We start from the raw sequence: 12,215 nt of genomic DNA, 5'->3' as shown, positions 1-12,215 counted from the left end.
ACGAGTGCCGGGTGAGTGGGGCAAGACATGGTGCGGATCGGGCTGTTCCTCGCGTTCCTCGTGGTTCCCGTCCTGGAGATCTGGTTCCTGATCCAGGTGGGATCCGTGATCGGCGGATGGGAGACCGTCGCCCTGCTCATCGCCGACAGCATGCTCGGCGCCTGGCTGATGCGCCGTGAGGGCCGGCGGGCGTGGGCGGCGCTGCGCGCGGCCATCGAGTCGGGACGCATGCCCGACAAGGAGCTCGCCGACGGCGCGTTGATCGTCGCAGGCGGCGCCCTCCTGATGACCCCCGGCTTCATCAGCGACGTGTTCGGGTTCTTCATGATCCTGCCGTTCACCCGGCCGATCGCCCGGCGCTGGGTGTCGTGGTTCCTCGGCCGCAGGGTGCGCTCGCTCGCCGCCCGCTCGCCGTACGCGCCGCTCTTCGACGGGACCGCCGGGTTCGGTGGGACCGGGTTCAACGGGCCTGGGTTCAACGGGACCGGGTTCAACGGGCCTGGGTTCAACGGGACCGGGTTCAACGGGGCCGGGTTCAACGGGGCCGGGGGGTTCGACGGGGCGGACGCCTTCGGCGGGCCCGCAGGAGCGGGCAGGGGCCGCGTGGTCCACGGCGAGGTCGTCGACGACGACTGACAGGCGGCCGAAACACCCCCGAGCCGGGCATGCCGCTACCTCGGGGCGGAGGCGGAGTCTGCGGAGCCGGGCACGGAGCCGAGCGCGCTGTGGCCTTGGGGCCGGGAACGGCCGGGCACGGGTATGCCGTTCCCGGGGCGGGGGCGGAGTCTGCGGAGCCGGGCACGGAGCCGGGCGCGCTGTGGCCTTGGGGCCGGGAACGGCCGGGCACGGGTATGCCGTTGCCCCGGGGCGGGGCGGAGGCACACCGGGGCAACGGGGGCTGATCGGCGAGCGGCTCGCCGGCTCTTTCCGGTTCGGGTTCTTCCGGTTCCGGTTTCTCCAGTTGGGGTTTTTCCGGTGCTGGGTTCCTCCGGTCAGAGGCACGGCTCGTCGCGGCCGGGGATGCCGCGGCGGCGGATGTCCAGATCACGGGCGTCCCGGTAGACGACGAACCTGTCGCCGGCGTTCGTCAGCGGATCGCCGGTGCCGAACCGTTCCAGCGCCCGGGCCGCCGGGTCCTCCGTGGCATACCACTCGCTCGTCGTGCGTGAGGGATCGCCCGCGCCGAACAACTGCTCGGGCAGCGTCTCGGGGCTTCGCGGCCCCAGCGGCTCGCCCGGGCGCGTGCCGGGGATGTCGGCGTCCAGCCGGTCCCTGGAGCCGAGCGCCGGGTCGTCCACGCCGTACCGATCCCCGACGCGGGTCACGGCGTAGTCCGTGTAGATCCGGCGTCCGTCCGCGTAGGTCCGGCGTCCGTCCGCGCCGATCCCCAGCCGTTCGCGTTCACGTCGCCCGGCGCTGGCGGCCCAGCCGGTGAGGCTGCCGGGCCTGTTGGCGCGCTCCCAGGCGGCGTCCCAGTCCATGTCGTAGTGGCGGTAGAGCGCACGCTCCTGCTCGGCGGACAGGTGGCCGTCGGCCTCAAGGCGCACGTCGGGCGCGCTCTTGACGCGCTCCTTGTCGTACGGGACCTCGACATGGCCGGCCGTCAGGGTCGCCTTGTGCGGCGGGACGAAGGTCTTCCTGGTGTGGAGAAGCCCGGTCTTGACGCAGAGCCACTTCGGCCGTCCGGTCGCGTCGTCGAGCAAGACCTGCGCGACCTCGCCGATCTTGTCGCCGTTGAGGTCGCGGACCGGGTTGCCGAGCACCATGGGGATCTGCTCGCGAGTGATCACGTGCTTCTCCTTGTCTCTCGCTTGGTCGGTCTCTTACTTCGCTACCGCCGTAGGGAGAGCGGAAACCACTTTTTCCAGAACAGATCCCGTCGAGTGCGCCTATCGCGTCCGAAGATTCTGCTATCGGCGCAGGTGGCGCGCTGTTTTGTGATGTCCGCCGTTCGTCGTGAAAAATCACCGCTTCCCTTATTCCGGGCGAGAGGGATTCCACCGCCCTCCGGGATCGAATGTGCCGCCCCGAGCCGGACGGATGCGATCCCGGTCGCGGCTTTTCACGGTCGCGGACCACCTCGAAGGCCGCAATTAATAACGCGACAAACAAACGGGTGGCGGCGTTCGACGCCTGTGTGTCGGCGCGAGCGCAGCTAAATGAATGGATGCAGGATGATCCGTGCCGGGAGACCTGTGGCCTACGGGCTTCTCCCGGAAATTCCGACATCGCACATCTATGTGTGGAATCCCATAAGAGGAGATCAAGTTGCCCACGTTCGGCAGCCTGTTCAGGGTTTTCGCAATCGGCACCGTGCTGACCGCCGGTGCCGTCTCCGTGACTGACGTCGTCGCCATCGAATCTGCCAGTGCTGCACGTGAGGCCGTCTCTCAAGTTCGCTATGGACACCTTCTCCTCGCCGTTCGCTCCTCTCATCGCTCGGACCCGAACGAGAAGAACAAGAACAAGAGCAAGAACAAGCAGCGGCAACACGGGCGTCAGGATGTGAACCAGAAGCAGAACATGCTGCGGGATCTCACCGAGGTGCTGACGCCGGTTCAGAAGACGCAGACGACGTCGTCGGCACTGCCGTACAACTGGCAGAACTCTGACGCGACGGCGCAGACCTTGAGCACGCAGCACGCTGTCCTGAGTTCGGACGGGGAGCCTCGCCAGAGCCAGGTGGCGGGGCCGCAAGGGCCGGTGGGTCCGGCAGGGCCTGCCGGTGCGCCCGGCGCGCGGGGGCCCGCGGGTCCGCAGGGGCTGGCAGGTCCCAAGGGGCAGGTGGGTCCCAAGGGGCAGGTGGGTCCCAAGGGGGCGGCCGGTCCGCCCGGTGAGCGAGGGCCCGCGGGCCCGGCTGGTCCGGCTGGCCCGGCTGGTCCGCAGGGGCCGACGGGCGCCCAGGGTCCCGCAGGTCCCGCTGGACCGGCAGGTCCCGCCGGTCCTGCTGGTCCCGCTGGGGCTACCGGTCCTGCTGGGGCTACCGGTCCTGCTGGGGCGACCGGTCCGGCAGGTCCCGCTGGTCCGGCTGGGCCCGCTGGGCCTGCGGGAGTTTCGGGCTATCAGGTCGTCACCGGACCCGAAATCACCGTGCCCGGAGGGGTGAACGTCGCGAGCGGAGGAGCTTTGTGCCCCGCCGGGACGGTGGTGATTTCCGGGGGATATCAGCTGTTGTCCGGGGGTATTTCGGTCGAAGACAGCGTCGTCTCCAACGTTACATCCGCGCCGAACGCCACAAATACGGGGTGGAGTCTGGTGTTCTTCAACAACAGCCAGTTCACGGCGGTTTTCCGCCCGTTCGCGATCTGCGCCAATGCATCCTGACCAATCGAGCGGAGCGATCACGTCTTCGGCCGGCGTGCCATCGATAATCGGGCTTGCCAGAGGCGGGACGCGGCCGTCGCCGCTCACGGCCTGTTGAGGCGATAAAAGCGCCAGAACGCGCCGGAACACCCTTGCCCTTCCTGATGGCCGGGCAGGGGTGTTCGGTGTTTCCGTCGCTCCGGCGAGCGAGGCGGGACAGCGCCCGGTCAGGGCTCTTCCCAGGGGCCGACGTCGTCCTCCTTCCATTCCAGGCGGTCGACGACCCCGATCACGCCGTTGGTCCGTTCGACCATCCGCGTGAGCACCCGCGCCTGCGAGCGGCGCTCCAGACTGCCGGTGAGCGTCACGACGCCTTCCGACACCGACAGCTCGACGCCCGACAGGTCGGCCCACAGGCAGTTGCCGATGACGTCCTCGCGCACCTCGCGGGCGATGTCCGCGTCCGCGCGGGCGAGGACCTTGAGCAGGTCGTGGCGGCTGACGATGCCCACGAGCACGCCCTCGTCGTCCACGACGGGCAGGCGCTTGACCCCGTGCCGGGTCATCTCGCGTGCGGCGCTGACCACGCTGGTGTACGGCCGGGTGGTGATCGCGGGGGCGGACATGAGCTCGGCGGCGGTCGCCCCACGGGCCCGCTCCTGGACCCTGGCGGCCCGGTGCCCCATGGCCTCGCGCAGGCGGGCGCGTAGCGGCGGGCGGTAGCCCTCGCGGTAGTACTGCTCGCGGAACTCCTCCTTGCGCAGCAGATCGGCCTCGGAGACCACACCGACCACGTGGCCCTCGCCGTCGACGACGGGCACGGCGCTGACCTCGTGCGCGATGAGGACCTCGGCCACGTCCCTGAACGGCGTGCTGCCGTTGACGGAGGCGACCTCGCTCGTCATGACGTCCCGCACCTTCATGTGCATGATCGGCTCCCCTCTACGGGCCCGCTGCCGGTCTCATACCCATCGCATCGCCGTACGGGCCGGAAACGAAGGGACGGAGGGCCCTGGCCACAGGGCCCTTCGCCATGCCCTGCCCCGGGCGGCGCGACGGACGGTGACGCGGCGGACGGTATGGCGGACCGTGTGGCGGAGGGTGTGGCGCGGTGGGCGGCGCGACGGGTGGCCGAAAGTCCCAGGGGGTGAGGACCTTCACCGCTGACCTGGCAAGACACGGCGGAGGCACGCTGGGCACTGAGAGATGGGAGGCGTCGTCATGACGGCGAAGGTGAAGGATGTCATGGGCAAGGTCGCGATCGCGGTGCCGATGGACGCGTCGTTCGCGGACCTGGTCGCCACCATGCAGCGGTTCAAGGTGGGCGCGGTCACCGTGATCGACGCCGACCGGCGCCCGGTCGGGGTGGTGTCGGAGGATGACATCCTGCTGAAGGAGATCGATCCGGTCGAGAGCGTGCTCGACGGTCCCCGCAGGCGCGAGGAGCGCCGGAAGGCGGCGGGCACGACGGCCGGCCAGATCATGACGCGTCCCGCGATCACTGTCACCGGCGGCACGTCCGTGCGGGACGCGGCCCGGCTGATGCACCGCAACCGGATCAAGCAGTTGCCAGTGATCGACGCCATGACCGGCCGCATCGTGGGGACGGTCCACCAGGGCGACCTGCTGCGGGTGTTCGTGCGCCCGGCGGAGGACATCCTGGCCGACATCGAGGAGATCGCCGCCCTGATGAACCTCGCCCCCGACGACCTCCGGATCACCGTCTCCGGCGGCGTGGTCACGATGAGCGGGCAGGTGCCCCGCAGGTCGGACATCAAGCCGCTGCTGCACGCCGTACGCCGTGTCGAGGGCGTCGTCGAGGTGGACGCCGACCTCGCCTTCCTCGTGGACGACCTGCTGATCGCCCCGCCGTTGCTCTGACCGAACCCCGGAACCGCCAGGGGAGGGAACCGTGAACACTCGGACCGCTGAAGGGATCGCGCAGGCCGCGAGGACGGCGGTGGAGGCGGCGCTGTGGGCGCCTTCGATCCACAACACCCAGCCCTGGTCGTTCGGCGTCTCCGGGGACGAGATCTGCCTGCGCGCCGACCCCGACAGGAAGCTGCGGGTCTCCGACCCCACCGGCCGGCAGATGACGATCAGTTGCGGCGCCGCGCTGCTGAACGTGCGGATCACGCTGCAGGCCCTCGGCTATGAACCCCAGGTGCGGCGTTTCCCCGACCCGGAGCGCCCGCTGCTGCTGGCCACCGTACGGGTGAGGCCGGGGCGGGAGCCGGGCGAGCACACCCGCCTGCTGCACGCGGAGATCGAGCGCCGCCGCACCCACCGGTCGGGGTTCACCGCCCTGCCGGTGCCCGATCCGCTGGTCGACGCGCTCGTGACCGAGGCGGCGGCCGAGGACGGCCACCTGATGCCGATCAGATCGGATGCGTCCGCGCGGGTGCTCGCCGCGCTCACCGGCGCGGCCCAGGACGTGCAGTCGCAGGACCGGTTGTTCGTCCTCGAACTCATGCGCTGGGCCCGGCCGCCCGGCAGCTCGCGCCGCGACGGCGTGCCCGCGGGCGGTTATCCGACCGATCCCCGGCGTACGCAGCCCCAGCACTTCGCGCAGCGGGACTACGCCCGGGGCCACGAGTGGGGGATGGCACCGGACGAGCGGGTGTGCACCTCGACGGGTCTCGTGGCGCTGCTCACCACCGCGGGCGACCGCCGGGAGGACTGGCTGCGCGCGGGCGAGGCGCTGCAGCGGATGCTGCTGCACGCCTCCGCGTACGGCGTGAGCGTCGCGTTCCACACCCAGGCGCTGGAGATGCCGGAGTTGCGGGAGTTCATCCGCAGGCACCTGTGCTCGGAAGAGGCACCGCAGATGATCATGCGGCTGGGGTTCGTCATCGACGAGAGCGAGAGCGTCCGCCGCGCCGCCTCCGACGTGATGGAGTGACCGCGCGCCCCTGACCCCCAGGCCGCCGCGACCGCCGTGGACCAGCCCCAGGTGAACGCCAGCGCCTGGTCGTCGGGCATGCCCAGCCGGGGCCGAAGGCCCACGCGGCGGCGATGGACGCCACCGGCACGGACGTGCTTGGGTCCCGCGCCTGGGTCCCGCGTCTGGGCCCGCATCTGGGTCCCGTGCTTGGGCCCCGCGCCTGAGCCTCGCATCTGGGTCCCGCATCTGGGTCCCGCATCTGGGTCCGGCGCTTTGTACCCTCGGCGCACAGCCGCCGGGCGGCTGGGAGGAGCGCCGAGGAGTGGGTCGCGGCCGGCCTGCTGACGCCCGCGGAGAAGGGCAAGGTCGTGTCCGCCGCCGCCCGGTCGAAGTTGAGCTGGGGCTCCCCTGGCTCCCCTGGCTCCCCGGGGCCACCCCCGGGGAGCTTCCCCGGAGGCTTCCGGGAGGGCTTTCCCGGGCGGGCGTGGACGGGCCCGCCCGGGGAAGTGGGATCTCCTGAGGCCCGACAGGAGGTGCGCCATGAGGCCGATCGCCCGCTGGGTTGTGTCGCGGTTACGTCGCTACCGGCCTGATCACAACCCGCTGCGCCGCCGTTCCGACCGGATCGAGGCGGCGCTCGCGGCGGCGGCGCTGGCCGCCGTCCTGTTCTCGGTGTGGCCCGCGGCGCTGGCCGCTCACACCGTGTACGACGCCGGCGTCGCGGCCGAGCGGGTCGGGCCGGGGGCACGCCACCTGGTCGAGGCCACCCTTGTCGGAGCCGCTCCCATCCAGGCGGCTTCCGCCGGGGCTGCCTCCACCGGGGCCGGTTCCGCCCGAGCTGAGTTTGCTGAGGCCGGTCCCGTCCAGGCGGCTTCCGCCGGGGCTGCTTCCATCGGCACCGCTTCCGTCCAGGTGGCCTCCGCCGGGGCGGCGTCTGCCCGGGCCGATTCGCTCGAGGCCGCTTCCGCCGGGGAGAGCCTCGCCGTACCGGCGGGCGGGCGCGGTGTGCCCGTGGCGAGTTCGGTGCGCTGGACGCTGCCGTCCGGGGAGGTCCGGGAGGGCGTGGTCCCGGTGGCGCTCATCCTGCGGGACGGCCCGGCGAACGCGCGGCTGTGGGTGGACGCCGAGGGCAGGCCGGCCGCGCCGCCGCCGCATCGGGCCGAGACGGTGACGAGGGCGGTCCTGGCCGCCGCCGGCGTCGTCGCGAGCGTCGCCGTTCTGGCCTGGGCCTGCTTCGCGCTCGCGCGCCGCCGGCTGGACCGCAGGCGCTACCGCGAATGGGAGGCCGCCTGGGCGGTGGCCGACCGGAGATGGCGCCGTCACCAGATCTGAGTGCGCCGGCCGAGCCGCAGCCTCGTCTGGTGGCAGTGGTCCTTGGCAGTGGCGGCCTGGTCGGCTGTGCTGGTCACCCGGGATCGGGCGCACGTGCTGCCGCGGGCGGTCGTCTTCGGTCCCTCGCCCGTTCACCCGCCTCCGATGATGCGTGCCGCTTCGCTGATCACCTCATGCTCTGCGAGATGTCGCACGATCGGCTGCCGGGGGCGCAGAAGCCGCCCTGGCTGGTGATCTTTCCGGCGGACGTGACGGAGGTCGACTGCGGGCCGCTCAGCAGTGAGGGCGTGAAAACGCCGTTGAGGTTCTGAATGTTTCTGCCCTGGCCCGACTTGTACTGCTTGGCGCTGGTACGCCCGCCTCGGACCGCCTGGTAACCGTACGGGCCGGGCTTGGGCTTGGCCTGTGCCTTCGCCTGGGCCTTGGCCTGTGCCGCAGCCTTGGCGCGGGCCTGTGCACGGGCTGCCGCCTTCGTGGCCGCGGGCCCGTGGGGCTTGCGGCGCAGTGGAGCGGAGGCCGCCTCCGCCGATTCCGCGAGGGCGAGGCCGGCCATCGAGACGACGAGCGCGGCCACCGCGAGCCGCCGCACCGCCGCGACGAGGTCGATTCTGAAGACGTCCGCGCAGTGCCGAGACACCTGGCAACCACCCGCCCATGCATCGGTGGATAAAAGCGACATGGGGCATATGCCCGGATCGCTGGGCTCGGCCGGCGTCCTGGGGAAGTCCGGCACGGATCATTACCCTGTCCCGGCGCGTCCTGCGCTCGTGCGCCCTGTCCCGGCGCGTTTTGTCCCCGGCGCGCGGACCGGCCTTCGGACGGCCCCTCGTCGGCGGCGCGGGAAGGTTTCGCCTCGACCTCATCGGCGGCGCGCACCGACCGCACGATGCCGTCGGCCCCACCGGGGGACCGGTTCGCCGCCGGGGGCAGGTGGCCGAACCGGAGCGCATCGGGCCAGGTCAGGCCGGGCGGGGGCTGCGAGTCCTGTGGGTCCTGCGGGCCGAAGGTCCCGGGGGCCGGTGGCTTTCGCCCGGAGCCGCGGCCGGTGCCCGGGTGCTCTGCTGGGTTCATGGAGCGCGTCCTGCGCGCGGCGCGGGCCGCGTGAGTGAGATGAAGCAGGAGATCGTCGTCGCCTACGACGGCACCCGGCAGAGCCGGGCCGCGGTCGTGTGGGCGGCGGCGGAGTGCCGGGCCCGCCACCGTACGGGCGTCGCCGTGTGCCATGTGTGGGACGGCGCCGACCCGGAGCGCGCCGAGGCCGTCGCCGCCGAGGAGCGCCGGCTGGCGGGGCTGCGGCTGTTCGAGGGGGTGCGGCTGGCCGAACGCCTGCTGCCGGGCCGCGAGGTTCGTCCCGTGCTCGTGCGGGGAGACCCCAGGGACACGCTGGTCGGCCTCAGCGGCAACGCCGCCATGCTGGTGCTGGGCCGCCGGAGCGCGGGCGGGCTGGCCAGGCTGGCCGGGCTGCTGCGTGGCTCGGTCAGCGCGTACGCGGCGGCGCACGCCGTCTGCCCGGTCGTCGTGGTGGGCGCGCAGGCGTCCGCGCCGCCCGCCGGAGGTGTCGTGGCGGGCATCGACGCGGCGGCGGAGGCCGGTGCCGAGGCGGAGTCCGTGCTGCGTTTCGCCGTGGAGGTCGCCCGCGGCAGGTCGCTGCCGCTGACCGTGGTGCACGCCACCAGAGGGCACGCGGCGGAGGGCGAGCGGGCGCTGGCGCGGATGACCGAGCCGTGGCGGCTGCGCTGCCGGGCCCGGCTCGCGATCGAGACCAGGGTCGTCCAGGGGCCGGCGCTGCCCGCCCTGCTGGCGTGCGCCCGGGAGGCGTGGCTGCTGGTCGTGGGGGCACACAGAACGGGAGCGGGATTGCTCGGTTCGGTCGGGCAGGGACTGCTGCGGCGCGCCCCCTGCCCGGTGGCGGTCGTCCACCCGGGCCCCGCCTGGCCGATAACATGCGATACCCCAACGTTTTGATCCTTTGGAGGGCGAATGTCCCGACCCGGTCTGGTGATCGGTGGATACACCCCCGACACGGAGGGGTCGGGCCCCGGCCTGACGGTGGCCCGGCAGCACCCGGACGGGCGGCTGGAGGCGGTGGCCGAGACGGCCGTCTCCGGGCCGTCGTTCGTCATCGCGCACCCGCGGCTGCCGCTGCTGTACGCCGTGCTCGAACGTGCCGAGGACGGCGGGCTCGCGGTCCTCGCCGACGAGGATCCCGCCCCCCGGCTGCTGGCCGAGCACACCAGCGGCGGCTCGCTGCCGTGCCACCTGGCGATCGACCCCGAGGGCCGGTGGCTGGTGATCGCCAACTACGGTGACGGGACCGTCACGGCCTACCGGCTGGGCGAGGACGGGATGCCCGAGCCCGAGCCGCTGACGTTCCGGCACGAGGGCCACGGCCCGAACCCCGACCGGCAGGAGTGCCCGCACGCGCACGAGGCGGTCTTCGGGCCCGACGGCGTGCTGTACGTGAGCGACCTCGGCACCGACGAGATGCGCCGCTTCCTGCCCGGCATGCGCCCGCACCCGGACGGCCCCGTACGGCTGGCCTCCGGCAGCGGCCCCCGGCACTTCCTGCACCACGAGGGCTACTGGTACGTCACCGGTGAGCTCGACGGCAGCGTGCGCGTCTATGACGCCGAGTGGCGGGAGGCAGGAGCGGTGCGGGCGAGCGACGCCGTACTGGAGGGCGAGGAGAACCTGCCCTCCCACATCGCACTGTCCGCCGACGGCCGTTACCTCTACGTCGGCAACCGTGGGCCGGACACCATCAGCGTCTTCGAGGTCGACGGACCCCGCCTCACGATGGTGTCCGAAGTGCCGTCGGGCGGAAGCTGGCCGCGCCACTTCGCGATCGACGGCGACCGCCTCTACGTCGCCAACCAGCGGTCCGATTCCATCGCCCTGCTGGTGCTCAAGGACGGGCTGCCCGAGCCGGTCGGCGAGGCGCTGGCGGTGGGCACCCCCTCGTGCGTGCTCATCCGGTAGAGACCCGGGTAGGCCGTCAGGGCACCCGGCCGACGCCGCCGACGATCCACACGCGCTGGGCCTGGCCGGTGCTCTGCGGGGTGTCCGGCCGCCACTGGCGGATGTAGACGAGGCCGGGCTCGACGAGCTCGGTGCCGTCGAAGAAGCGCAGCACCTTCTCGCGGTCGCGCGGTGCGTCGTGGGCCTGCGGCACGATGTGCTGGAACAGGTCCACGATCGGCCCGGCCAGCTCGGGACGGCTGTCGAAGACCGCGTGACCGATGGCGAGGTAGCTGCCCGGCGCGAGGTGGTCGCGCACCCGGGCCACGCACTTGTACGGCTCGAGGGCGTCGGGAAGATACTGCAGCCGGGCCGGGATCAGCACGGCCACCGGCTGCTCGAAGTCGATGAGCCGGACCATCTCGGGGTCGGCCAGCATCTCCGCCGGGCGCAGGATCGAGCCGTCGACCACCCCGGTGCCGGGATCACGGGCGAGCATGGCCCGCGCGTGGTTGAGCACCACCGGGTCGTCGTCCACGTACACCACGCGGGCGTCGGGGGCGAGCTCCTGGGCGACCTCGTGGGTGTTGCGCCGGGTCGGCAGCCCGGACGCGATGTTGAGGAACTGCCGCACCCCCTGCCCGATGAGGAAATGCACGACCCGTTCGAGGAACTCGCGGGTGTCCACGGCCATCGTCTTGACCTCGGGAGCGATGGCCATCAGCCGCTCGGCGAACTCGCGGTCGGCCGCGAAGTTGTCCTTGCCGCCGAGCAGATAGTCGCTCATCCTGGCGATGTTCGCGGTGCCGGTGCTCAGACCCGCCGCCTTCGCGGGCCGTTCACCCCCGCCCGGCTCCGTGCCGCTCAAACCGCCTCCCCTCGATCACCAACAGTCCGCGGGTAATTATCGCCCTAATCCCACCAGAACGACCAGGCGTTCTGGCCTACGATCTGCTCGGCGTAGTCGGCGAGCGTGCCCGGGCCCTGCAGGATGCTGTCGGGACAGAACGTCCAGTGCTCGGCCGCCACGTGCAGCGCGTGCGCGGGCGTGGCGGGCGGCGCGGCGATGCTGAGCTCCAGCGTGTTGAATCCCATGCCGACCACCCGCGCCCCGAACCGCTCCTCCCAGCTGCGTACGACGGCCGCCAGCGGCACGGTCCATTCGTTGTGGTGCAGCGCCCCCTGCCAGCCCATGGCGACCATGGCGTCGGCGCCGCGGTTCACCGCCGCGAGCCCCAGCGGCGTCATCCGCTCGGCCACCACGTCGGCGTACCAGTCGGCGACCACGTCGGGGTCGGCCACGAGCGCGGCGGGCGGCGCGATCCCCGGGCACTCGGCCCCGAACGGCGCGAGGTAGGCCTCGTGGCCCAGCAGCAGGTCCTGCCACGTCTCGGCCATGAACCCGGCCGCGCTGTAGTAGTCGATCTGGGCGGGCGAGTCCGGCGCGATCTGCCCGGCCGACCAGGGCTGCACGCCGTCCTCCAGCAGCACCGGCCACAGGCCCGACCGGGGGTGCTCGGCACGCAACCGGGCCCACAGCCCGGCCGGCACCGGCTCGTCGCTCAGCCAGAAGGAGGGGCGATGATGGGTGCGCAGCTTGTCGTAGTCGGGGTCAGGCCACACGAGGGACCCGGACGGCAGCTCGACGGACAGCACCCGGCCGTCGCCGCCGTCGCCGAACAGCAGCTCCAGACCCGTGGGGAGCCGCCGACGCTCGTGAACCGACATGCGCCAATAA

13 protein-coding genes are annotated in these 12,215 nt (G+C 72.2%); 8 read left to right on the top strand and 5 right to left on the bottom strand.

What is annotated here, in order from left to right:
- Nucleotides 1–27: 27 nt before the first annotated feature.
- Nucleotides 28–636, top strand: coding sequence for an FxsA family protein (locus tag OHB01_RS33515; RefSeq protein ID WP_142647322.1), 609 nt, complete (start codon nt 28–30; stop codon nt 634–636).
- A gap of 356 nt (nt 637–992) precedes the next feature.
- Here OHB01_RS33515 and OHB01_RS33510 read toward each other — a convergent pair whose 3' ends face one another.
- A complete protein-coding gene (locus OHB01_RS33510; protein WP_142647321.1) occupies nt 993–1,790 on the bottom strand; it encodes a PRC-barrel domain-containing protein in 798 nt (265 codons plus the stop codon).
- 1,043 nt (nt 1,791–2,833) lie between these two features.
- On the opposite strand from OHB01_RS33510, the gene OHB01_RS33505 reads away from it, so the two are divergent.
- Complete coding sequence (locus OHB01_RS33505; RefSeq protein WP_221889904.1) at nt 2,834–3,106, top strand: hypothetical protein; 273 nt, start codon at nt 2,834–2,836, stop codon at nt 3,104–3,106.
- Nucleotides 3,103–3,324, top strand: a complete 222-nt coding sequence (locus OHB01_RS33500; RefSeq protein ID WP_221889903.1) for a hypothetical protein — start codon at nt 3,103–3,105, stop codon at nt 3,322–3,324. Before OHB01_RS33505 ends, OHB01_RS33500 begins: the two co-directional genes overlap by 4 nt.
- Nucleotides 3,325–3,530: 206 nt before the next feature.
- Here OHB01_RS33500 and OHB01_RS33495 read toward each other — a convergent pair whose 3' ends face one another.
- On the bottom strand, nt 3,531–4,232 hold the full coding sequence (locus OHB01_RS33495) for a CBS domain-containing protein (RefSeq protein ID WP_142647320.1): 702 nt from the start codon (nt 4,230–4,232) through the stop codon (nt 3,531–3,533).
- 292 nt (nt 4,233–4,524) lie between these two features.
- Between OHB01_RS33495 and OHB01_RS33490 the strand changes: the two genes are divergently transcribed.
- From OHB01_RS33490 to OHB01_RS33480, 3 genes are all read left to right on the top strand, one after another.
- Nucleotides 4,525–5,184, top strand: coding sequence for a CBS domain-containing protein (locus tag OHB01_RS33490; protein WP_142647319.1), 660 nt, complete (start codon nt 4,525–4,527; stop codon nt 5,182–5,184).
- A gap of 31 nt (nt 5,185–5,215) precedes the next feature.
- Nucleotides 5,216–6,205 carry an Acg family FMN-binding oxidoreductase gene (locus OHB01_RS33485; RefSeq protein WP_142647318.1) on the top strand — a complete coding sequence of 330 codons (990 nt, stop codon included), beginning with the start codon at nt 5,216–5,218 and terminating at the stop codon, nt 6,203–6,205.
- A gap of 522 nt (nt 6,206–6,727) precedes the next feature.
- A complete protein-coding gene (locus OHB01_RS33480) occupies nt 6,728–7,519 on the top strand; it encodes a hypothetical protein (protein ID WP_142647316.1) in 792 nt (263 codons plus the stop codon).
- Between the two features lie 166 nt (nt 7,520–7,685).
- Here the strand turns inward: OHB01_RS33480 and OHB01_RS33475 are convergent, their stop codons facing one another.
- Nucleotides 7,686–8,156 (bottom strand): hypothetical protein, encoded by a 471-nt coding sequence (locus tag OHB01_RS33475; RefSeq protein WP_185948962.1) that lies wholly within the window; start codon nt 8,154–8,156, stop codon nt 7,686–7,688.
- A gap of 473 nt (nt 8,157–8,629) precedes the next feature.
- Here OHB01_RS33475 and OHB01_RS33470 point away from each other — a divergent pair, with 473 nt between their 5' ends.
- Complete coding sequence (locus tag OHB01_RS33470) at nt 8,630–9,484, top strand: universal stress protein (RefSeq protein WP_240971358.1); 855 nt, start codon at nt 8,630–8,632, stop codon at nt 9,482–9,484.
- Between the two features lie 15 nt (nt 9,485–9,499).
- The gene (locus OHB01_RS33465) at nt 9,500–10,498 is read left to right on the top strand and encodes a lactonase family protein (protein ID WP_142647314.1); all 999 of its coding nucleotides are present in this window, start codon (nt 9,500–9,502) and stop codon (nt 10,496–10,498) included.
- A 16-nt stretch (nt 10,499–10,514) separates the two neighbouring features.
- On the opposite strand, the gene OHB01_RS33460 is transcribed toward OHB01_RS33465, so the two are convergent.
- Nucleotides 10,515–11,345: an SAM-dependent methyltransferase gene (locus tag OHB01_RS33460; protein ID WP_240971350.1), complete on the bottom strand. Its 831-nt coding sequence runs from the start codon at nt 11,343–11,345 to the stop codon at nt 10,515–10,517.
- A gap of 44 nt (nt 11,346–11,389) precedes the next feature.
- On the bottom strand, nt 11,390–12,205 hold the full coding sequence (locus OHB01_RS33455) for a DUF4253 domain-containing protein (RefSeq protein ID WP_142647313.1): 816 nt from the start codon (nt 12,203–12,205) through the stop codon (nt 11,390–11,392).
- Nucleotides 12,206–12,215 lie beyond the last annotated feature (10 nt).

The organism is Microbispora hainanensis (assembly GCF_036186745.1).
Classification (GTDB): Bacteria; Actinomycetota; Actinomycetes; order Streptosporangiales; family Streptosporangiaceae; genus Microbispora.
The sequence above is the reverse complement of the archived record's forward strand: the minus strand, read 5'-3'. Positions and strand labels throughout refer to the sequence as shown.

Coding starts and splice junctions, on each gene's coding strand:
- OHB01_RS33480 (WP_142647316.1), top strand. CDS start 6,728: ATGAGGCCGATCGCCCGCTGGGTTGTGTCGCGGTTACGTCGCTACCGG.
- OHB01_RS33455 (WP_142647313.1), bottom strand. CDS start 12,205: ATGTCGGTTCACGAGCGTCGGCGGCTCCCCACGGGTCTGGAGCTGCTG.
- OHB01_RS33495 (WP_142647320.1), bottom strand. CDS start 4,232: ATGCACATGAAGGTGCGGGACGTCATGACGAGCGAGGTCGCCTCCGTC.
- OHB01_RS33470 (WP_240971358.1), top strand. CDS start 8,630: ATGAAGCAGGAGATCGTCGTCGCCTACGACGGCACCCGGCAGAGCCGG.
- OHB01_RS33465 (WP_142647314.1), top strand. CDS start 9,500: ATGTCCCGACCCGGTCTGGTGATCGGTGGATACACCCCCGACACGGAG.
- OHB01_RS33515 (WP_142647322.1), top strand. CDS start 28: ATGGTGCGGATCGGGCTGTTCCTCGCGTTCCTCGTGGTTCCCGTCCTG.
- OHB01_RS33490 (WP_142647319.1), top strand. CDS start 4,525: ATGACGGCGAAGGTGAAGGATGTCATGGGCAAGGTCGCGATCGCGGTG.